The organism is Fictibacillus marinisediminis (genome assembly GCF_023149135.1).
In the GTDB taxonomy this organism is placed as follows: Bacteria; Bacillota; Bacilli; order Bacillales; family Fictibacillaceae; genus Fictibacillus_C; species Fictibacillus_C marinisediminis.
This window is the reverse complement of the sequence record NZ_JAIWJX010000002.1, coordinates 1,008,403-1,028,696: the sequence shown is the minus strand read 5'-3', so window position 1 is coordinate 1,028,696 and position 20,294 is coordinate 1,008,403. Positions and strand designations below refer to the sequence as shown.

General features: G+C 45.7%; 17 protein-coding genes and 1 pseudogene. 2 read left to right on the top strand and 16 right to left on the bottom strand.

Annotated elements, in window-relative coordinates:
• Positions 1–11: 11 nt before the first annotated feature.
• The 12 genes and pseudogenes from LCY76_RS05675 to LCY76_RS05625 all read right to left on the bottom strand — a co-directional run bounded on the left by LCY76_RS05675 (position 12) and on the right by LCY76_RS05625 (position 11,318).
• Positions 12–1,217, bottom strand: coding sequence for a M20 family metallopeptidase (locus tag LCY76_RS05675; RefSeq protein ID WP_336606247.1), 1,206 nt, complete (start codon positions 1,215–1,217; stop codon positions 12–14).
• Complete coding sequence (locus LCY76_RS05670) at positions 1,193–1,843, bottom strand: pyroglutamyl-peptidase I (RefSeq protein WP_248251810.1); 651 nt, start codon at positions 1,841–1,843, stop codon at positions 1,193–1,195. Before LCY76_RS05670 ends, LCY76_RS05675 begins: the two co-directional genes overlap by 25 nt.
• Positions 1,815–3,821, bottom strand: a complete 2,007-nt coding sequence (locus LCY76_RS05665; protein WP_248251809.1) for a S9 family peptidase — start codon at positions 3,819–3,821, stop codon at positions 1,815–1,817. The genes LCY76_RS05670 and LCY76_RS05665 overlap by 29 nt, the downstream gene beginning before the upstream one ends.
• Before the next feature lie 27 nt (positions 3,822–3,848).
• On the bottom strand, positions 3,849–4,202 hold the full coding sequence (locus tag LCY76_RS05660; protein ID WP_248251808.1) for a DUF3899 domain-containing protein: 354 nt from the start codon (positions 4,200–4,202) through the stop codon (positions 3,849–3,851).
• A gap of 68 nt (positions 4,203–4,270) precedes the next feature.
• Complete coding sequence (locus LCY76_RS05655; RefSeq protein ID WP_419714978.1) at positions 4,271–5,881, bottom strand: peptide ABC transporter substrate-binding protein; 1,611 nt, start codon at positions 5,879–5,881, stop codon at positions 4,271–4,273.
• Between the two features lie 31 nt (positions 5,882–5,912).
• The gene (locus LCY76_RS05650) at positions 5,913–6,863 is read right to left on the bottom strand and encodes an ABC transporter ATP-binding protein (protein WP_248251806.1); all 951 of its coding nucleotides are present in this window, start codon (positions 6,861–6,863) and stop codon (positions 5,913–5,915) included.
• The gene (locus LCY76_RS05645) at positions 6,860–7,879 is read right to left on the bottom strand and encodes an ABC transporter ATP-binding protein (protein ID WP_248251805.1); all 1,020 of its coding nucleotides are present in this window, start codon (positions 7,877–7,879) and stop codon (positions 6,860–6,862) included. The genes LCY76_RS05650 and LCY76_RS05645 overlap by 4 nt, the downstream gene beginning before the upstream one ends.
• Before the next feature lie 10 nt (positions 7,880–7,889).
• Positions 7,890–8,837 (bottom strand): ABC transporter permease, encoded by a 948-nt coding sequence (locus tag LCY76_RS05640; protein ID WP_248254600.1) that lies wholly within the window; start codon positions 8,835–8,837, stop codon positions 7,890–7,892.
• A 3-nt stretch (positions 8,838–8,840) separates the two neighbouring features.
• Positions 8,841–9,764 (bottom strand): annotated as a pseudogene (locus LCY76_RS05635) (ABC transporter permease); the annotation flags it as partial.
• Between the two features lie 39 nt (positions 9,765–9,803).
• Positions 9,804–10,652 carry a M55 family metallopeptidase gene (locus LCY76_RS05630; RefSeq protein ID WP_248251804.1) on the bottom strand — a complete coding sequence of 283 codons (849 nt, stop codon included), beginning with the start codon at positions 10,650–10,652 and terminating at the stop codon, positions 9,804–9,806.
• Positions 10,653–10,665: 13 nt separating this feature from the next.
• A complete protein-coding gene (locus tag LCY76_RS23795) occupies positions 10,666–10,797 on the bottom strand; it encodes a hypothetical protein (RefSeq protein ID WP_272885573.1) in 132 nt (43 codons plus the stop codon).
• A 71-nt stretch (positions 10,798–10,868) separates the two neighbouring features.
• Positions 10,869–11,318, bottom strand: a complete 450-nt coding sequence (locus LCY76_RS05625) for an Lrp/AsnC family transcriptional regulator (protein ID WP_248251803.1) — start codon at positions 11,316–11,318, stop codon at positions 10,869–10,871.
• Positions 11,319–11,510: 192 nt separating this feature from the next.
• Between LCY76_RS05625 and LCY76_RS05620 the strand changes: the two genes are divergently transcribed.
• Entirely contained in the window at positions 11,511–12,668 is a 1,158-nt protein-coding gene (locus tag LCY76_RS05620) for an amidohydrolase (RefSeq protein ID WP_248251802.1), read from the top strand.
• A gap of 17 nt (positions 12,669–12,685) precedes the next feature.
• Here the strand turns inward: LCY76_RS05620 and msrA are convergent, their stop codons facing one another.
• The 3 genes from msrA to LCY76_RS05605 all read right to left on the bottom strand — a co-directional run bounded on the left by msrA (position 12,686) and on the right by LCY76_RS05605 (position 16,359).
• A complete protein-coding gene (msrA, locus tag LCY76_RS05615) occupies positions 12,686–13,231 on the bottom strand; it encodes a peptide-methionine (S)-S-oxide reductase MsrA (RefSeq protein WP_248251801.1) in 546 nt (181 codons plus the stop codon).
• Positions 13,232–13,683: 452 nt separating this feature from the next.
• Complete coding sequence (locus LCY76_RS05610) at positions 13,684–14,514, bottom strand: aldo/keto reductase (RefSeq protein WP_248251800.1); 831 nt, start codon at positions 14,512–14,514, stop codon at positions 13,684–13,686.
• A 168-nt stretch (positions 14,515–14,682) separates the two neighbouring features.
• Positions 14,683–16,359: a methyl-accepting chemotaxis protein gene (locus tag LCY76_RS05605; protein ID WP_248251799.1), complete on the bottom strand. Its 1,677-nt coding sequence runs from the start codon at positions 16,357–16,359 to the stop codon at positions 14,683–14,685.
• 160 nt (positions 16,360–16,519) lie between these two features.
• Here LCY76_RS05605 and LCY76_RS05600 point away from each other — a divergent pair, with 160 nt between their 5' ends.
• The gene (locus tag LCY76_RS05600; RefSeq protein ID WP_248251798.1) at positions 16,520–18,616 is read left to right on the top strand and encodes a DNA topoisomerase III; all 2,097 of its coding nucleotides are present in this window, start codon (positions 16,520–16,522) and stop codon (positions 18,614–18,616) included.
• Positions 18,617–18,677: 61 nt separating this feature from the next.
• On the opposite strand, the gene LCY76_RS05595 is transcribed toward LCY76_RS05600, so the two are convergent.
• A complete protein-coding gene (locus LCY76_RS05595; protein ID WP_248251797.1) occupies positions 18,678–20,171 on the bottom strand; it encodes a helix-turn-helix transcriptional regulator in 1,494 nt (497 codons plus the stop codon).
• Positions 20,172–20,294 lie beyond the last annotated feature (123 nt).

The window sequence follows — 20,294 nt, the reverse complement described above, 5'->3', positions numbered from 1 at the left end:
TCATTCTCTTTCTATTTTTTTACAGCAGCCTCTTCTTTCTTTGCTGCTTCCTTCAAAAAGGTCAATGATGCAGCTCCCAATGTATTGGCCGCAACTAGCATGGCTCTTTCATCAATGTTAAATTTCGGGTGATGATGAGGATACGTTTCACTCCAGTTTTCATCCTGTGCACCTGTATAGAAGAACGTTCCCTTCACATGCTCCAGATAATAGGCGAAGTCCTCGCCGCCCATTTGCGGCTCACCTTCAACAACCTTTGTAACGCCAGGAACATCCTGTGCAATCCTTGCTATAAAATCAGTTTCTTCTTTATGGTTGACGACTGGTGGATATCCGCGCTTGTAGGACAGACTATAGCCCGCATCAGCAGACATGCACGTTCCTTTCACTACTCGTTCAATTTCCCGTTCCATCAATGCCCTGACATCTTCTTTAAACGTACGGACAGTGCCTGTAATTTTAGCTGTGTCCGCTATAACGTTAAAAGCGTTGATCGCTTCAAAAGCGCCAACTGACAGGACGGCTGCCTCCATCGGATTGACACGGCGGCTGACAAGCTGCTGCAGGTTCATAACAAGCTGTGAACCGATTACCACCGCATCTTTTGTAAGGTGAGGCTGTGCACCGTGGCCTCCTTTTCCTTGGATAACAATATCAAACTTATCGGCCGCTGCCATAAAAGGACCTGTCCGGTGTTCAATTTCTCCCAACGGCGTAACCGCCCAAAGATGGGTGCCAAAAATAACGTCTACGCCATCCAGGCAACCGTCCTCAATCATGGCAATCGCCCCTCCAGGAGCAAGTTCTTCCGCATGCTGATGGATAAAAACGATCGTTCCTTCGAGCTCATCCTTCAGGTTGTTCAGCACTTTAGCCAGGACAAGCAATGTGGCAGTGTGACCGTCATGTCCGCAGGCATGCATGACACCATCGACTTTCGATTTGTATTCCAAATCATTTTCTTCTTGAATCGGCAGGGCATCAAAGTCCGCACGAAGAGCTACTGTTTTGCCAGGCTTGCCGCCGCGAAGCACAGCAACCACTCCTCTTCCCCCGACATTTCTGCGCACTTCATGTCCCAGTTCTTCATGATAGGCTGCGATATATTTCGGTGTTTCTACTTCTTCAAATGAAAGCTCGGGATTTTCATGCAGATGCCGGCGGATCTTCACCATTTCTGGATACAATTCTTTTAATCGGTCATATAATTTTTCCACTTCTGCTCATCTCCCGTTATTTTTTTATCCAGTGAATCAATCACGACTTCAATAGCGTTCAGCAGTGTCTCTTTTGGCCATCCGGAAATGGACCGGTCGTTCACAGCCAGCTCATAGGACGGAGGAACATGAATGAAGCCAGCAGGTATATCGAGTTTTGATTTTTCCAAGTGATGCAGCATACTGTACATGACATTATTACAAAGGTAGGCACCTGCAGTATTCGATAGTTCTGCAGGAATACCTCTTTTATTTAAAATTTTCACAAATTTTCTAACGGGAAGAGTCGAAAAAAAGGCGGCTGGTCCTCCATTGATAATCGGCTTGTCAGACATCTCTTCTCCCCTATTATCGATTGGCCCATCATTCACATTAATGGCAACTCGCTCAGGAGTAATCCGATTACGGCCAGCTGCCAGACCGAGCATGATAACCGCATCGGGCTGCAGTTCTTCATAACGGGAAATCAGCTCGTTAGCAGACCTTCCGTACTCCACAGGGAGCACCCGCCCTTTTACCTCATATCCTCCAATGACTTTGCCGTTTAGCTTGGTTGCAATATATTCTGTCGGATTAAAAGGATGATCCAGGAATGGCTCAAACCCGGTCAGCAGCAGCGTTTTCAAGAATCGCTCCCCCTTTATTCTCAAGCTCTTCCAGCTGTTGGTCAAACCAGCTCACAATAAACTGAAGCCGTGCAACCCTTAACCCAGGATCGCCATTTCGTGAAAGGTTATGATCAGCCTTTGGAAAACGGACAAACTTCACCTTCTTGTCCTGCTGTTTTAAAGCGATAAACAGCTGTTCTGCCTGCTCGATCGGGCAGCGGTAATCCTCTTCGCCATGCAGTATGAGAAGCGGCGTATCCATCCTGTTGCTCAATCGCAAGGGCGAGTGCTGCCACAGTTTTTCAGGGTCCTCAAAAAGATGGTACCCGATCTCCCATTTCGTAAAATAAAATCCAATATCGCTGACTCCGTAAAAACTCAGCCAGTTGGAGATGGACCGCTGGGTAACAGCAGCTTTAAACCGGGATGTGCGGCCGATGATCCAGTTCGTCATAAAGCCTCCGTAGCTCCCTCCAGTAACGACAAGCTGTTCCATATCCACAAAATCATAATGTGCTAAAACATAATCTACAGCAGCCATCAGATCACGGTAATCTCCGCCGCCGTAATCCCCCATGCATCCTTTGACAAACTGCTGGCCGTAGCCGTAGCTGCCGCGCGGATTGCTATAAAGGACCACATAGCCGGATGCTGCCAGCATCTGCAGCTCATGGAAGAACGTATTGCCATACATCCCATGCGGGCCGCCATGGATTTCCAGCACGAGGGGGTATTTTTTTACTTCTTCAAATCGGGGAGGCTTCAAAAGCCAGCTCTGAACCGAATTGCCTTCATCATTTGTAAACCTGAATTCCTCTGGATGTGATAGATCGATTTCGGATAGCACCTCACTGTTTACATCCGTCAGCCTTACTTCTTCGGCTGAATTGGACAGAGAAGCATAAAATAAATCCCCCGGGATGACCGGCGAGCTTGCAGCAAAGATTGCATAGTCATTTTCTGAATCCACCGCGCACCCATACAGATGACAGTCTTGCTTTGTGATCTGCGAAACCTCTCCTTCAAGTGTAGCATAGTGCAGCGAAGAGTTTCCGTTTAAAGTGGCGATAAAATAAAGTCCCTTCCTATCCTTTGACCAGGCAGCCTTTGGTGCTGGGTGTCCATAGTGCATGTCACCGATCACAGCGTCACCGGCATGTTCATCAAAATTCTTGGTCAGACATACCGTTACGCCGCTATCCAGATGTACAGCATGCAAATTACCGAGGGTCGCGCTGCCATGCTCAAATGTTTGGCCGAAATAGGCCAGGTATTCGCCATCTGCCGACCATACCGGATCAGTAAATGCTCCGGTTCCATGGCTGACGATTTTTTCTTCCCCTCCCAGCTGCTGGATCACCAGATCAGATGCATAAGAAACCGTATCTTCATTTGTCCTGCTCTTACTGAATGCAATCTTATCGCCGTCTGGTGACCATTCCGCACCAAAATGGTCGTTCGGCCCTGATGTCAGCTGTGTTTCGTTTCTTGTCTCCCTATCGATAAGAAAGAGCTGAGAATACTCGTCTTTCAGCATGCCTCTTCCGTCTGCTTTGTATTGAAGCTCAGTTACTTCCAGCGGCCGCAGCCTGTTCTCTCCATCCGTCTTTTTCTTCACGGTGATCGCCGCAAGCAAAGACTTTCCATCTGGAGACCAAACCGGGCTAGAAGCACCGCCCTCACTTGAAGTCAGCTGCTCGGCTTCCCCGCCTTCTGCAGAAATCAGCCAAATCTGGTTCTTGCCGCTTCGGTCTGAAACAAATGATAGCAGCTTTCCGTCTGGCGACCATCTTGGACTGGTATCATTGTGGCTTCCTCTCGTCCATTGAACAGTAGCCCCTGAACTCAATGTGCAAATATAAAGATGAGATTCATAGTTTTTATCTTTATTGATCCTTTTTACGGTATAGGCAACCTTTTCCCCGTCCGGAGACACTTGAGGGTCGCTTACAAATTTCAGCCTGTATAAATCTTCTGCACTTATTCCAGGTTTCATGTGAGTTTCCTTCTTTCTATTAAAATGCTAATAAACTAAGAATAACAGTAGAATAGAGCAAACACTTAATCCCGTGCCAATACCTAATAAGAAGATTGCCGGATTTGACAACGTCCTCTCTTTTATTGAAGCTGCCATTTCTTTCTCTGCTGCACTCACCACATAGTGTTTGCGGAAAAACACTGGGTTAGCTGCTCTGACTACTTTTGTCAGCGGATGTAGAAAACCTGTTCCTGATATGATTGCGCCTACACCGCCCACCAGAAATAATAGCCCCAGTAAAAATGATTGATTTATAGCTTCTATACCTTTTATATCAAACAGCAGCATGTATGCCTTCCAGGCTCCTGCAGATAAAAGTCCCGCAGCTAAAAACCTCATGTATAAACACCTCCATCGAAGCAAAAGAGGAGGAGTCTGCCAATGCGGCAGACTGTCCTCCATTCTGTTTATTCAGACACTTTTTCTGCCCAACGGACATACGGATAACGGTTAATGGGATAGACAATTCCTTTAAACTTCTTGGAAGTTAAATAGTTATTAGAGTAATAGTATACCGGAAGAAAAGGAAGGTCTTTCATAAGTTCATCTTCTGCCTGATGAAGCAGTTCCATTCGTTTTCCTTCATTCTGTTCTGTTTTGGATTGTGCGAGAAGCTGATCATATTTTGGATTGACCCAGTTTGTTCTGTTGTTCGGGCTGTCTCCTAGATAGTAATCAAGAATTGGTGTCGGATCCACGTAGATGCCGATCCAACCCATACGCGCCATCTGGAAGTTCTTTTGTTTTGTAGTGTCCAAGTATGTTTTCCATTCCTGGTTCGTTAATTTCACATCGACGCCCAAGTTCTTTTTCAGCATTTCCTGAACTGCTTCGGCAATCTTCTTATGGCTTTCGAGGGTGTTGTAGGTCAGTTCAGTTTCAGGGAACTTGCTCCATCCTTCTTCCTTCATCGCTTCTTTTATCAGCTGTTTCCCCTTTTTCACATCTTCTTTAAAATACTGCTCTTTTTCTTTTCTAAAGTCTTTGCCGTTTACTTCTGATCCATATGGCACAAAGCCCATAGCCGGTTTTTCTCCAGCTTGCGTGATCTTGTCTGTAATCATTTTTCTGTCGATCGCCAGGTTGAAGGCTTCCCGCACTTTTTGGTTGTTAAATGGTTCTTTGTCAATATTGAACATGTACATGTACGTTCCGAAATAAGGTGTTACTTTGTACTCCTTATTATCTTTTTCCTGTGCGATCACATCGGATGGAAGGGTTTGAATCAGGTCGAGTTCACCTGATTTGTACATTTGATAATAGGTTGTGGCATCATTCACCATCTTCCACGTCACCTTTTCCATCTTCACATCGTCTTTTCCATAATAATACTTGTTCTTCTCAATGACTACGGATCGGTTATGCTTCCATTCTGTTAGTTTGTAAGGTCCGTTGCTCACATAATCTTTTGCTTCTCCTGCCCAGTTTTTATTTCCTTCCGCTGAATCTTTTTTCACAGGGTAATACACCCAGAAAGAAAGAAGCTTTTCAAGGAATCCTGTTGGTGCCGCGAGCTCAACCTTGAGGGTCTTGTCGTCTAGAGCTTTTACCCCTACATCATCCACAGAGCCTTTGCCCTTGTTATACGCTTCAGCTCCTTTTATGTAATACATATAAAAAGCAAAAGAGCTGCCTGTTTTAGGATCCAGCACATGCTTCCACGCGTATTCAAAATCACCGGCAGTTACAGGATCTCCATCAGACCACTTCGCATCATCACGGAGTTTGAAAGTATAGACTTTTTTATCGGATGATACTTTTACGTCCTTCGCCAGGCCTTTGACCGAATCGCCGCTTTTGTTTTTCATGTACAGCCCTTCGTATAAATGATCAAGAATCCACCCGGAAGTCGTATCTGTCGCAAGTGCAGGATCAAGAGAAGGCGGCTCACTCAGAGCGTTTAACGTGATTTCCTGCTTCACGCCTTCAGTAGATGAGGTTTTGCTTCCTCCAGAGCAGGCAGAGAGCACTGACATAACAAGCATAAAAACCAGCAGACCAGTAAACCGCTTTTTCAATGTTTTCGTCATAATCCTATACCCCCATTTTTTAGTATAAATGACAAGCTGTCCAATGCTTTGGCCTTACTTCCTTCCATTCCGGGACCGCACTCGCGCATACATCCATCACATGCGGGCAGCGGGTCCTGAACCGGCATCCGGATGGAGGAGAGATCGGGCTCGGCGGGTCGCCTTTTAAAATAATTCTTTCCCTTCTCAATCCTTTTGCTGTTGAAGGTACAGGAATCGCCGAGAGGAGCGCCTGTGTATAAGGGTGCAGCGGCTCACTGAATAAGTCACCGCTGTCCGCCAGTTCCATAAAGCCGCCCAGGTACATCACGCCGATCCTGTCGCTGATATGCTTCACCATTCCAAGATCATGAGCTATAAAGAGAAAGGTAAGCCCCATGTCCCGCTGCAAATCATCCATCAGATTAACGACCTGGGCCTGAATGGATACATCAAGAGCGGAGATTGGCTCATCAGCTACAATAAATTTTGGTTCTACCGCTAATGCCCGGGCAATTCCTATACGCTGGCGCTGCCCGCCGCTGAATTCGTGCGGGTAACGTTTCGCATGATCAGCCTGGAGCCCAACCCTCTCAAGGAGCCTGTAGATGCGCTCCATCCGTTCCTTCCCTGACGCAAGCCGATGGGCGTCAATCCCTTCTCCGATAATGTCGCCCACCTCCATTCTTGGATTGAGGGAAGCATGAGGATCCTGAAAGATCATTTGGACAATACGGTTGTAGTTCTTCTTTTCCTTTTTGTTTAGATGCCGGACGTCCTTTCCTTCAAAGAGCATCCTTCCGCCTGTCGCTTCATTGAGGCCGACAATCGTTCTTCCGAGCGTTGATTTCCCGCTTCCGCTTTCCCCGACAAGACCCAGTGTCTCTCCTTTTCTCACAGAAAAGGTAACTTCATCTACCGCTTTTAACGACTGTTTTCCGACCTTGAAATATTTTTTCAGGTTTTCCACTTCCAGCATGGCCTGTGTCATGATTCATCCCTCCCTGCCGCGACAAACTCGGCCACTTTTGGCGCCCGCGGATCATTCAGCCAGCATCTGGAATGATGCCCCCTCTCCGCTTCAAAAGGAGCTGGCATTTCCTCCATACATATTTCCATCGCGTAGTCGCATCTTGCCGCAAACGGACATCCGGGAGGCGGCGCATATAGATCCGGCGGTGTGCCTTCAATGGGAATCAGCCGTTCTTTTTCCACGGTTTCATAGTTTGGCAGAGAGTTCAGCAGACCAAGGGTATACGGATGTTTAGGATTTTCTAAAATATTTTCAGCCGTCCCGCTCTCCACTACAATCCCTGCATACATGACGATTACCTTTTGAGCCATCTCTGCAACTACCCCCAGGTCATGGGTAATGAGCATAATGGATGTGCCGAACTCCTGCTGAAGGTCCTTCATTAAATCTAAAATTTGAGCCTGGATAGTCACATCAAGTGCGGTCGTAGGTTCATCAGCAATGAGCAATTTCGGATCACACGCCAGTGCGATGGCGATCAGTACGCGCTGTCTCATGCCGCCGCTTAGCTCATGCGGATACTGTTCATAGCGGGCCTCCGGATTCGGAATCCCCACCAGCTTTAACAGTTCAAGTGCCCTGGCTTTCGCTTTTCTTTTGTCCAACCCTTTATGCTTAATAATTCCTTCCGCAATCTGGGGGCCGATCTTCATCGTCGGATTCAGGGACGTCATCGGATCCTGAAACACCATACTGATTTGTGAACCTTTCAGCTGCTTCATTTCTTTGGATGAAAGTTTTAATAGATCTTTTCCTTCAAAAAAAATGGAGCCTTCCTTTATGCTGCATCCCCTTTTGGGAAGGAGTTTCATGATCGCCTGTGCGGTAACTGACTTTCCGCATCCGCTCTCTCCGACGACGGCCAAAACTTCGCCTTGCTCAATTCCAAAGCTTACTCCCCTGACTGCCTGAACTTCGCCTCCATGGGAGCGAAACGAAACTTTTAACTTCTCGACTTCTAATAACTGTCCCATCGTCTCCCTCCTAATCTTTTGTCTGGTGCGGATCAAGCGCATCCTGCAGTCCATCACCAAACACGTTAAACGCAAACATCGTCAATGAGATGAGGAGCCCTGGAAAAAACAGCCTCCACCATTGTCCGCTCAGAATGACACCGAGCGCATCATTGGCCATCGTCCCCCAGCTTGCGATCGGCGCCTGTACACCTAGTCCGATAAAGCTGAGAAAAGCTTCTGCAAAAATGGCCTGCGGAATCGTGAATGTAAGATTGACAATGATAATACCCAGCATGTTGGGGAACAAATGTTTAAGAATAATCGTGCGGTGCGAAGTTCCAAGCTTTTGTGCTGCGGCTACAAACTCCTGCTGTTTGATCTGAAGGATCTGTCCCCTTACTACCCTCGCCATTGACACCCAGCCTGTTATAGAGAGAGCAATGATAATCGTCCATAAACCAGGCTTCATGACGACAAGCAGCAAAATAACGACAAGCAGGTAAGGTATACTGTATAGAATTTCAACGAGTCTCATCAGCAGACTGTCAACCCGGTCTCCGAGCTTTCCGCGGCCAGCCATGTATCCCGAAATTCCGCCGACAAGGAGTCCGATGACGAGGTCAATAAGAGCCGCAGCTACTCCAATCGTTAGTGATATCCTGGCTCCGTACCACGTTCTCGCCCACATGTCGCGTCCAAGGTCATCGGTTCCGAACCAGTGCTTACCGCCCGGAGCAAGATTTCCGTTAGCAAGGCTCTGATCCGAATAACTGTAAGGAACCATCTTTGGTCCGAAAAGGGCAAAGAACAGGATGAACAATAAGAGAATGGCACCGGTCAATGCCAGCTTGTTCTTTATCACCCTTCTAATGCTTTCTTTTGCCTGGCTGACACTCGGGCGCTTTATCTCGTCTTTCCGCAGCCGGTTTTTCTGAAGCGGCCGGAAGAGTGTGTCTTGAGATGCTTTTTCCAGCATGTCATTCCCCCTGCTCGTTAGTTTGATTCGCGGATCAATGAGCCTGTACGATAGATCGATCAGAAAAAGCGTGACGATGAGCACAACACTGAAAAATATTGTAGTCCCCAGAATTACCGGATAATCACGGTTAAAGATGCTGTCCACAAAGTATTTGCCGAGGCCCGGAATGGCGAATATTTTTTCAATGACAAACGTTCCGGTAAGAAGATGTGCGACGAGCGGTCCCATAAAAGAGATGACCGGTATCACCGCATTCCGGATTCCATGCTTTACAACAATTCCAGCTGTACCCAATCCCTTGGCATCTGCTGTTTTCATGTAGTTCTGCTTAAGTACTTCAAGCATGCTTGAACGCGTAAACCTGGCGATAATAGCGAGTGGTCCGGCTGCAAGTGCAACAGATGGCAAGATGGTATGCTGCCATGTTCCCCATGAAGCTACCGGCAGCATCCCCCACTTGACCGCAAAAAATTTGATTAATAGAGGCGCCAGAATAAAGCTTGGAATCGAGATTCCGAGTATCGCAACCGCCATGGCAGCATAATCTACGGAACGGTTATGGAAAAGCGAAGCAATGATTCCGAGCGCCATTCCAAAGACAAGAGCGATGACCAGCGCCTGAAACCCGAGCAATGCCGATACGGGCAGTCCTTCCGCAATCAGCGTATTCACATCTCTGGTCTCTGATTCGATCGAGGGCCCAAGATCAAAGGTTGCCAGATTTTTTAAATACAGCACATATTGAACCGGCAGAGGCTGATCGAGGTTAAATTTTGCTCGCATGTTATTCAGCACTTCTTCAGGAAGAACATCTGAATCCGAGGCAAATGGATCGCCCGGAATCGCGTGCATGATCACAAACGTAAGGGTTGTAATCACCCAGATGGTCATCAGCATCGTTAATAGCCGTTTTACAACGTACATCATCATCTTCCCTCCCTCTTATTTTCATATGGCTTGACCTTATGCGTTGGCATGGCCGAGCACGCCGTTCGTTGCCGCCATGCCGATAATGACGACTCCCCACATATGTTTGTAGGCGGTTATGTAATCCTCGCATGTAAACTGGATTCGTTTTGGGCCGATCAGTTCAACAGTAGGCAGCGTAGTCGTCATTAACGCCTGATTTGGGCCTTTAAACTCGATCTCAAACGTGATCGGACCCTCTACAGTATAAGGAGGGATCTCCTTCGCTCTCTGTACTCCGCGCATGGCTTTCTCGCGGATGATCTGCCGTGCTTTTACAGGATGGATGAGCTCAGCAGCAAAACGGTCAACTGCATATTTAACCACTGCTCCTTCGATATCCGGCAGTGTTTCCATGACTTCTTCCACATAAGCGTCATCGCCAGTAGCAAGAATGGCAGGAACTCCGAAGGATCCAGCCGCACCGGCATTCATTTCTGTTTCACCGACGATCTTGCCGTTGATCTTCATTTCACCCACCGCGACACCTGCCAAAGTATGGCTGATAACAGCACGCTCTGACCCCGCTTCACGTCCGTGATGACCTACGAACATAATGCCGTCGAAGCTTTCATCCAGTCCGGACAGCTGGCAGAGCACCCTGTTGTTTCCAGAAACAAGACGGGCTCTTTCATCGAGTTCCTCAACCAGCAGGTTTGACATGTTGCCATGGCCATCAGCCACTGTAACTTCTGTCGCACCGCCCTCAAATGCTCCCGCGATCGCAGCGTTCACGTCCTGTGTCATTAATTTTCTGAACCGCTGATATTCGTCATTTTTCTTAAGCTGCATGTTGGTAGCTACACCTGAGATTCCTTCCATATCTGCCGAAATAAAAATTTTCATTGTTCTCCTCCTTTTAGATGAATGAAAATGGAACCTGTACATCGTCAGACAGACTTGAAACCTTATCTCTTATGTATTTGCTTACATTCTGCTCATGTCCGCATGGCCCGGCTAGCCCAGTAAGTTCTTTAATCAAATGAAACATTAATTCAATCACTCCCAAAAGGATACGGAATTTTCTGAACGTTTTAGTTATATAAAAAAGACCCGCGGGTCTTAAATATATTCAAATGAATTTTTGTAGATATCCATTTGCAGAATGACATTCGTTTTGTTGATGCCTTCGATTTTATGAATACTTTTGACAATTTCAGTAATTTCCTCATAGTGGCGGACATTCGCCTGTACTAGAAGCTGATATTCTCCCGAAGTAAGGGTAATAAAACGGATACCGGCAATCTCCTGCAGCTTTTTAATTGTATCCTCCATCCTCGGAGGTATGGCACTGATCTGGATAATAGCACCAACCTTTACTCCAAGAGAAATTGGATTAACGACACCAACAACTTCAAGAATATTATTTTCAACTAAATTATTGTAGCGGGTTCTTACCGTCTTTTCCGTTACATTCAATCGCTGGGCAATTTCAGTAAAGGACATCCTCCCATCTTTGGAGAGGAGTTTAATAATTCCCTTGTCCAGCTGGTCTATGATTTCAACAGACACTAAACTTCCACCTTTCAGTACAAAAAAATAAATAAAATTACTAAATTAGTACTATTTATAGTTATTTAGTACCTTATTACATAACTAAGTCAAAATAAAAGTATTGTGTTTAGTAATTTTAACATAGTATAATTTTTTCAGAATATTTATTCAAGTGTTTTTTCAAAAAAATTGAAAAAGTGGGTGTAATATATGTTGCTCATTAAAAACGGAACACTGATCATTGGAACCGGAAGCATAGGGAAAGGAGATCTTTTGATCGACGGTGGAAAAATTATAAAGACCGGGAAAAATCTCAAAGCGGATGATCGGACAAAAGTGCTTGATGCGGAGGGAAAGTTTGTAACCCCAGGGCTTATCGACGTACATACACATCTCGGTGTTCATGAAGAAGGAATCGGGCTGGCAGGACATGACTATAATGAAACGAGCGATCCGGTAACTCCTTATGTCAGGGCTATCGACGGCATCAATCCTAACGAAAAAGGTTTTGAGGATGCTCGAAAAGCAGGTGTGACGACCGTGCAGGTGATGCCGGGCAGCGCCAATGTCATCGGCGGAGAGATGGTTGTTTTAAAAACAGCTGGCATTGTCATCGATCAAATGGTCCTCCGCAGCCCTTCAGGCATGAAAGCGGCCTTTGGTGAGAACCCGAAGCGTTTCTATGGAAGCAAAGGAAAAACTCCAGTTACCCGTATGGGGATCGCAGCGTTGTTTCGAAAAGAGATGAAACGTGCACAAGATTATCTGCGAAAGCTTGAAAATGGAGAGGTGATTGATTTTGACCTTGGGGCAGAACAGCTCATTAATGTGCTGAAAGGTGTCATTCCCATTCGCGCCCACGCACATCGTGCGGATGATATTGCTACGATCCTAAGGTTGGCCAAAGAATTTAACATTGAAGTGACGATTGAGCATTGTACAGAGGGGCACCAAATTGCTTCCTATATCGCAGGACATAATGTCCATGTTTCCGTCGGTCCTACTTTATCCACGCGAAGCAAAATCGAGCTTGCCGATAAAGGCTGGCACACGCTGAATGCTTTGGATCAGGCAGGTGTTCCCGTATCCATTACGACCGATCATCCTGTTGTAGGTATCGACAGCCTTATTTTAAGCGCTATTGCCGCAGTGAAACACGGCTTAAGCGAGGAAACCGCCTGGAAGGCTATTACAATCAATGCCGCAAAACATTTGGGTGTCGATGAGAGGGTCGGTTCTCTTGAACCTGGAAAGGATGCCGACGTCGTGGTTTGGAGCGGAGATCCGTTCGATGCGCGGAGCACTGTTGAAAAGACGCTGATTAACGGAGAGACCATTTACGATTCAGGGATATCGTCAAACAAATAAAAAAAGACAGCTCTCTATCAGCTGTCTTTCTTTGTCCAGTTTTCTTCAATAAAGGTATCTCTTCCGGAATCTATGCGTTCCTGCCTATACTTCTCAGGGTTTTTCTTGTAGAAACCCTGATGATAGTCTTCTGCTGAATAAAATGCTGAAGCCGGCAGAATCTCTGTTACAATTGGCTTGTTGAAACGGCCGCTGCTGGCCACTTCTTGTTTTGAACGCTCGGCTAGTTCCCGCTGTTCTTCATTATGGAAAAAAATCGCGGTTTTATATTGGCTTCCTCTGTCAAAAAATTGTCCACCGTCATCGGTTGGATCGATTTGAGGCCAGTACAGGTCCAATAGCTTTTGATAAGGAAATAGAACAGGATCGAAGGTGATCTCGACCGCTTCATAATGGCCGGTCGTACCTTTTTTGACTTCTTCATATGCCGGATTCTCAACATGGCCTCCAGTATACCCTGAAATGATGCCGTGGATGCCCGGAAGTTCATCAAATGGCTTTACCATGCACCAGAAACAGCCTCCGGCAAACGTTGCTTTTTCAAGCTGATTAACTTCTTTCATTTTGCCTCCCCCATATTTCATGTTCAGTCTTTTCATCATATATGGTTGGATCCAGAAAATCCATTAAAAAGGCCGGTTCTTCAACAGAACCAGCCTTATCTTTTTTTCGATTAATCATCGAGATAATCTTTATGGTTTTTATTCCTTTTATTGCGTCTTGCTGAACGTACCACTAAAATGACAATGATGATAATGAGTAAGATACTAACGTTCAAGAATCCGCCTAAGAATAATAGTATGTCTTTTAACCAATCTGTTATTGATTCCATGCTGTCATTCACCTCTTATTTCTACATTACCCAGTTAAAGCCTAACTTAATCTATAAGTGGCTTCCGTTTGGTTATTTATAGTTTTGGATACCCGGTCAGCGGAATTCTAATCAAAATCACGTCCATCCTTCAAGAGAAAAAGCAAAAAACACCCAACAATAAATCGCTGGATGTCTGTATGGTCAATCATAAAAATATAGGCCGGAATCAGGTCCGATTCTCCTATTTTCATTCAAAAAGTGAATGTTCACCATATCTTCAATCGGCAGTTCAAAATCAAAAATATCAATATTTTCACGTATGCGGTGTGGTGTCGCTGATTTAGGAATGACAGGAATTCCGTTTTGCAGCGCCCACCTCAATACCACCTGAGCCGGAGTTTTCCCGTGTTTCTCTGCAATCTGCAGGATAAGGCTCTCATGCAGAATCTCTCCCTGCATCAACGGGCTCCATGCTTCCACTTGAATGTTGTTTTGATGGCAGAAGTGCATCAACTTTTTCTGAGAGAGCCTCGGATGATACTCTACCTGGTTGACCAGAGGCTTAATTTCGCAATGCCTGATCAACTCTTCCAAATCTGAAACACCAAAATTGGAAACGCCAATTGCTCTTATATCTCCACGGTTGTATAGGATCTCGAGTGCTCTCCACGTTTCCTTGATCTGCCCTTTAATCGGCCAATGAATCATGTAGAGATCAATATAATCCACACCAAGTTTTCGCCGGCTTTCATCGAAGGCTGCAAGCGTATTATTGTATCCGTGGGACGCATTCCATAGTTTTGTTGTAATAAAAAGAAGTTCTCTTGAGACTGTACTTTTTTGTAAAGCGTTTCCAATTTCTGTTTCGTTTTGATAGATTGCGGCCGTATCTATGCTCCTGTACCCGGCATCAAGAGCGGCATGCACCGCTCGTTCAACCGCTTGCGGGTGCCGAAGCTTGCAGGTGCCCAGCCCGACCCAAGGCATGTTTACCCCGTTCGCAAGCACCGTTCCTTCATCCAGATGAATCATCGTCCTTCCCCCGTTTTTCATACTTTCTATACCTTATGCTGACAAACTGATTTTCATTTAAAAAAAAGATGAAAAAACGTAAAGAAAACCGTCTGGCGTCCGATATTAAATACAAGAAACATCAATCTAAAAAAGGGACCCTCAGGGGTCCCTTTTTAATTGCTTCGTTCATATTTTAAACTTCGAGATCATATCCTGAAGCTCTTCCGCCATATAGGATAATGACTGTGCAGAAGCTGTTATTTCTTCCATGGAAGCGAGCTGCTCTTCCGTCGAAGCCGCTATGCTTTGTGCGCTTTCTGAAGATTCTTTGGCGCTTGCCGCCATCTCATCGGCTGATTGTGAAATAGAGTTAGAACCATTTGCCAGCAGCTGGATCGCGCCCGAAATTCCCATGATTTTTTCATTAACATCCGTGACGGATTCTTGGATCAGATGGAATTGTTTTTCTGTTTCCTGGACAACCGTTAATCCCACTGAAACATTTTCTTTTACGTTTTCGATTGACTGGCTTGAAGCCCCAGTTTCATGCTGAATCTGTTCAATAAGACTCTTGATTTCTTGAGCCGATTGGCCGGATTGCTCGGCAAGCTTTCTTACTTCCTCAGCGACCACAGCAAACCCTCTTCCGCTTTCACCCGCCCGTGCAGCCTCAATGGATGCATTCAGAGCAAGAAGATTCGTTTGATTCGAGATATCGGTAATAATGGATACGATGTCTCCAATGGATTGTGACCGTCCTCTTAGTTCATCGATCCCCTCATGGGTAATGTTTACCGATTCTTCGATTTGTTTCATTTGTTCTACAGTTCGGCTTACGTATTTTTTTCCCTCTTCAGCCTGTCCAGAAGCGATGCCTGTCAGTTCACCCGCATGGGTGGCATTCGCAGAAATAACGTCCAGCTGCTGAACGGTTTCCTCAATCATTTCTGCACTGCCAGCTGATTTCTCCATCTGGATATCTGCGCCTGTTGCGACTTGCTGAATGCTTTGTGCAATGTGCCCTGCCGCATGGCTATTTTGCTCCGCGCTTGCCGTCAGCTGCTGGGATGAAGCTGCTACTTGCGAGGTTGTTTCCGAGATTCGTAAAATCATGGACTGCAAACTTTCTGTAAATTGATCAAATGTGCCGGCGAGGACTCCGAGTTCGTCTTTCGTATCTAACCGGATTCGTCTGGTCAGATCCCCTTCTCCCTCTGCAATCTCTTTCAGATTAAGATTAAGAAGATGAATGGGACGAATAATAGAACGGACAATCAGGGTGCCGAAGATCACGCTTCCGATCATCAGCAAAAGCAATAGACCTGAGAACACCGTATTTTGAATCATCATGGCTTTTTTGTTGTCTGCTTTTGCAGTGGCAAGTTCTTTTTCAAGCTTTTTATCCAAGCTTTCAATGACCGGATTTAGTACTTCCTTGCGAATGTTCCGTTCATCGCCGAAGTGAACCGTCATCGCAAGTTCTTTTCCGCCGCCGTCATACGCTTTTATTGCCCGGTCACTGGAATTAAAATAACCGGTTAGTCCCGTTTCCGATTTTTTGCGGATTTTTTCATCCAGCAGCGGCAAAAGCCGTTTGGTAAGACCCACAATGCTCTTCTTTTTATCTGCCATTTCAGCTGTGTATTTTTTGTCGCCGGTCAGCAAATACGCCCGCTCATCGTTGGAGTAGCCAGCAATGTAAAACTGCAGATCTTTTAAAGCCGTCTGCAGATCCTGTTTGTCTTGCAGTTCCCCGCTCATCTGCTCCTGCCTGTAGCTATGGAAGTATGAAAAACCTCCAGCTACAATCAGGGCAACAATGGTCGTCCCGATTAGAATGAATAACTTGCTTCGTATTTTCATAAGATGCACCTCTTTATTTTAGCTACTCTCTATATCGGAAAATACAAAGTATTCTTTACAAGGCTTCAAAACATTTTCGAAGAAACCTGCTTTCGGCTATACTGGGGTAAAGGACGCAGTTCGATTAAACTGCCTGAACGAGAAAGGAGCTTTTCATTACATGAAATCCATTGTTCTTGCCGAAAAGCCGAGTGTAGCCAGAGACCTGGCCCGTGTACTTGGCTGCAGTCAGCAAACAAAACAATATATAGAAGGACCGAAGTACATTGTCACTTGGGCGCTTGGCCATCTGGTAGAGCTGAAGATGCCTGAGGACTATAACAAAGAATATAAAACGTGGCGAATGGAAGATCTGCCTATCATTCCTAATGAAATGGGCCTAAAGCTTATTCGCCAGGTCAGCCACCAATTTAAAGGAATCGAACACCTGGCCAGACGAAAAGATGTTGGTGAATTTATTATCGCCACGGATGCCGGGCGTGAAGGTGAGCTTGTCGCCCGCTGGATCCTGGAAAAACTCCGCTGGAAGAAACCGGTGAAGCGCCTTTGGATCTCATCACAGACAGATAAGGCAATCAAGGATGGGTTTCGCAATTTAAAACCTGCCAAAGAGTATGACTTTTTGTATCAGTCTGCCGTATGCCGCTCAGAAGCTGACTGGCTCATCGGATTGAATGTAACACGAGCGCTGACTACTAAATACAACGAACAGCTGTCAGCGGGCCGTGTTCAGACCCCTGCCCTCTCCATGATTTTCGATAGGGAAGCGGAGATCAAAGCTTTTGTTCCGAAGGAGTATTTTACGATCGACGCCAAGATTGGACCACTCGATGCGGCTTGGGAGAATAATGGGGAACGAAGAATTTTTGACCCTTCCAAAGCCGAAAAGGTCGTTGAGCTGGTCAAAAATGAGAAAGGTACAGTCGCATCTGTTCAAACGAAGGCAAAGTCTGAACAGCAGCCAATGCCCTACGACCTGACAGAGCTTCAGCGTGACGCCAACCGCCGCTTCGGATTCTCAGCGAAAAAAACGTCAAGTGTGCTGCAGAATCTGTATGAGCGCTACAAGCTTGTAACCTATCCACGAACAGATTCCAAATATTTAACTGCCGATATGGAGCAGACGATGAACGATCGGCTGCAGGCTCTCTCCTCTGCCTATCGGGATGAGGTTCAGCCTGCGTTAAGGAATAAAGGCAGAGTGGCCGCGAAAAAGGTCTTTAACAATAGTAAGGTATCGGATCACCACGCCATTATACCAACAGATGAAACTCCTCATCTTGGCGACCTTTCCACTGATGAACGAAAGCTCTACGATATCATCGTCCGCCGCTTTCTTGCTTTATTTTACGGACCTTATCAGACGGAGACCATTCATGCAGTCATTGATGTAAAAGGCGAAATGTTCTCTGCCAGAGAAACCAAAATTGTAGATGCCGGATTTAAAAAAGTGACAGGAAAAGATGAAGACAGCTCTGATACGAAGCCGCTCGGTGCAGTTAAAACTGGACAGGAATTCAGTGTAAAAGATTCCCGCCTGCAGAAGAAACTGACGGAGCCGCCTGCCCGTTTCAATGAAGCAGACTTGCTGGCCCGCATGGAGAAGTTCGGTCTTGGGACGCCGGCTACCCGCGCCGATATCATTGAACGCCTTCTGAGCACAGAGGCTATCGACCGCCAGAACAACCGCCTTCATCCTACGCCAAAAGGAAAACAGTTGATTGAATTGGTCAACAGTGAATTAAAATCTCCTGAACTGACAGCAAAGTGGGAGAAAGAACTTGAAGACATTGCACGTGGAAAAGGAAATCCGAAAGCTTTTCTTGATAATATCCGCAAACAGACCAAACAGCTTGTACAAGAGATTAAAGGAAGCGAACAAACGTACAAAGCGCATAACCTCACTGGCTCCAAATGTCCTGAATGCGGAGAACTGATGAAAGAGGTCAAGGGGCGTGACGGAAAAATGCTCGTCTGCTCCAGCAGGGAATGCGGATTCAGGAAGCGAAAGGATCCGAAGCTGTCCAACCGCCGCTGTCCGCAATGCCATAAAAAGATGGAGATCCACAATGGCAAAGCAGGAACTTACTTCCAATGCCGTCCATGCAACGTCGTGGAAAAAGCTGAGGACCGGAAAAAAACGGTTACAAAGCGTGAAGAACGCCAGCTGATGAAAAAGTATACGAAACAAGAAGAAGCCCCTATGGGAAACAGCCTGGCTGACGCCTTGAAGGCCGCTTTAGAGAAAAAGGATTAACGTTTTGGTGCCAGGCACCGGCTTTTGACACATGTCAAAAAGCGGTGCCTGGCACCATTTTTTATTCTATCAAATTCATACGGATGGCTTTTACGACGGCTTCTGTCCGGTTTTTCACCTTTAATTTTTTAATGATGGCTGCTACATAATCCCGGACGGTATACGGGCTTAGATGAAGATGTTCTGCAGCGCATTGGATCGTTTCGCCCTGCGCCATAAGCTTCAATACATCCTTTTCTCTCGGAGTAAGCAAGGGTGATCCGACATCCAGCTGCTGTATAATGCTTCCCCATTGTTTATAGAGCGCTTCACCTGCATAATGGCCAAACTTCATGAGCATTGCCTGCTGATTTGGTTTTGGCTCTTCAAACCATTCCCCATCTTGATCTAACAGAACCATTCCGAGCAGCCTTCCCTTTCTTGGTGTAAAGATCGGCACGGCGACAAGAGAAGCCAGCTGATATTCATCCGCCAGCCGCCTTGGAATATGCTCTGCTGCTTCTTCAAGGTAAACCGGCTTTGACTGCAGAATTTTCTGCAGATGTTTTTTCAAAAATGCAACTTCCGAGAATTCTACCTTTATATTCTGTACATCCTTACCCAAATTCTTATGAGCGGCAAAAATAGCACTCTCCACTTTAGGTGAATAGAGAAACAATGCGCTTCGTTTATAGGATAGATAATCTACAAAGCCATCAGCCACTGTTTTTAATGTATCTGAACAGGTTTGTGCCATGAGCAGCCTGAGAGTATATAAGAGAGCAGCATCCTTCCATTCATTTTCGCTTTCCAGTGTATTCATCTTGATCTGCCGTTTGTACATATTGGATATGAGCTCAATCCTTTGAGAAGAGATGCTGGAAGCGTCTGTTGATTTCAGACAAAGCAGCAGGGTCTCTTTTGCAAACGAAATCGGAATGACTCTTGGCTGAGTCTCTCCTGGATTCATGAGACGGCATAAAGCGAGAGAAAGCTGTTCCGCTGTATGGGCAGACATCGTCATACAGATTTCAATAATAGACTTCGTTTCTTTCGTAGAATCGACACTTCTCAGTTCAATCAGTTTGTACTCGAAATCGTCTATTCGTAAAAGCGCAGCCCAGTGAAGCGGAATAATGTTGGAAGTTATCATTGTATCCAGCCATTTATGTCCGCTCGTTTCAGTTGTCAATGGAATCAGAACCTGGTCGAGCAGCTTATTGAAGATATACTGAATCGATTGATGGTCAATAATGCTCGGGTTCTCCTGCTCCTCCAGAATATGATGAATCATATTTTCAATCGCGGATAGCAAATAAATCACCTGGCTGTAATCTATGTCCATGGAGTACTGATCTCTCCATTGGGATAACATGGCCAGAATCAGCTGATTAATATGTTCATAATCATTTTTCTTCAGCAGTTCTTCAAATGAATAGGTCATCATGCCGTCAAATTCAGAGATGAGGTCGTCTTGCTGAGTGGACAGTTCACTTTTCACCCGTTTCCAGTTTGTTAAGATATCTCCCCCATATTTTGTCAGGAGAGCCATACCATTTAAAAAAAGCTCCTCCATCCGAATTCCTCCCTCTATTTTTGCCATAATCTCTTATATTTCATATTTTTCGAAATATTTTTACAATATATGACCCATTTCCCCCTACATTTGTCGGGTAAGAAAACTTGATTACGATACTTA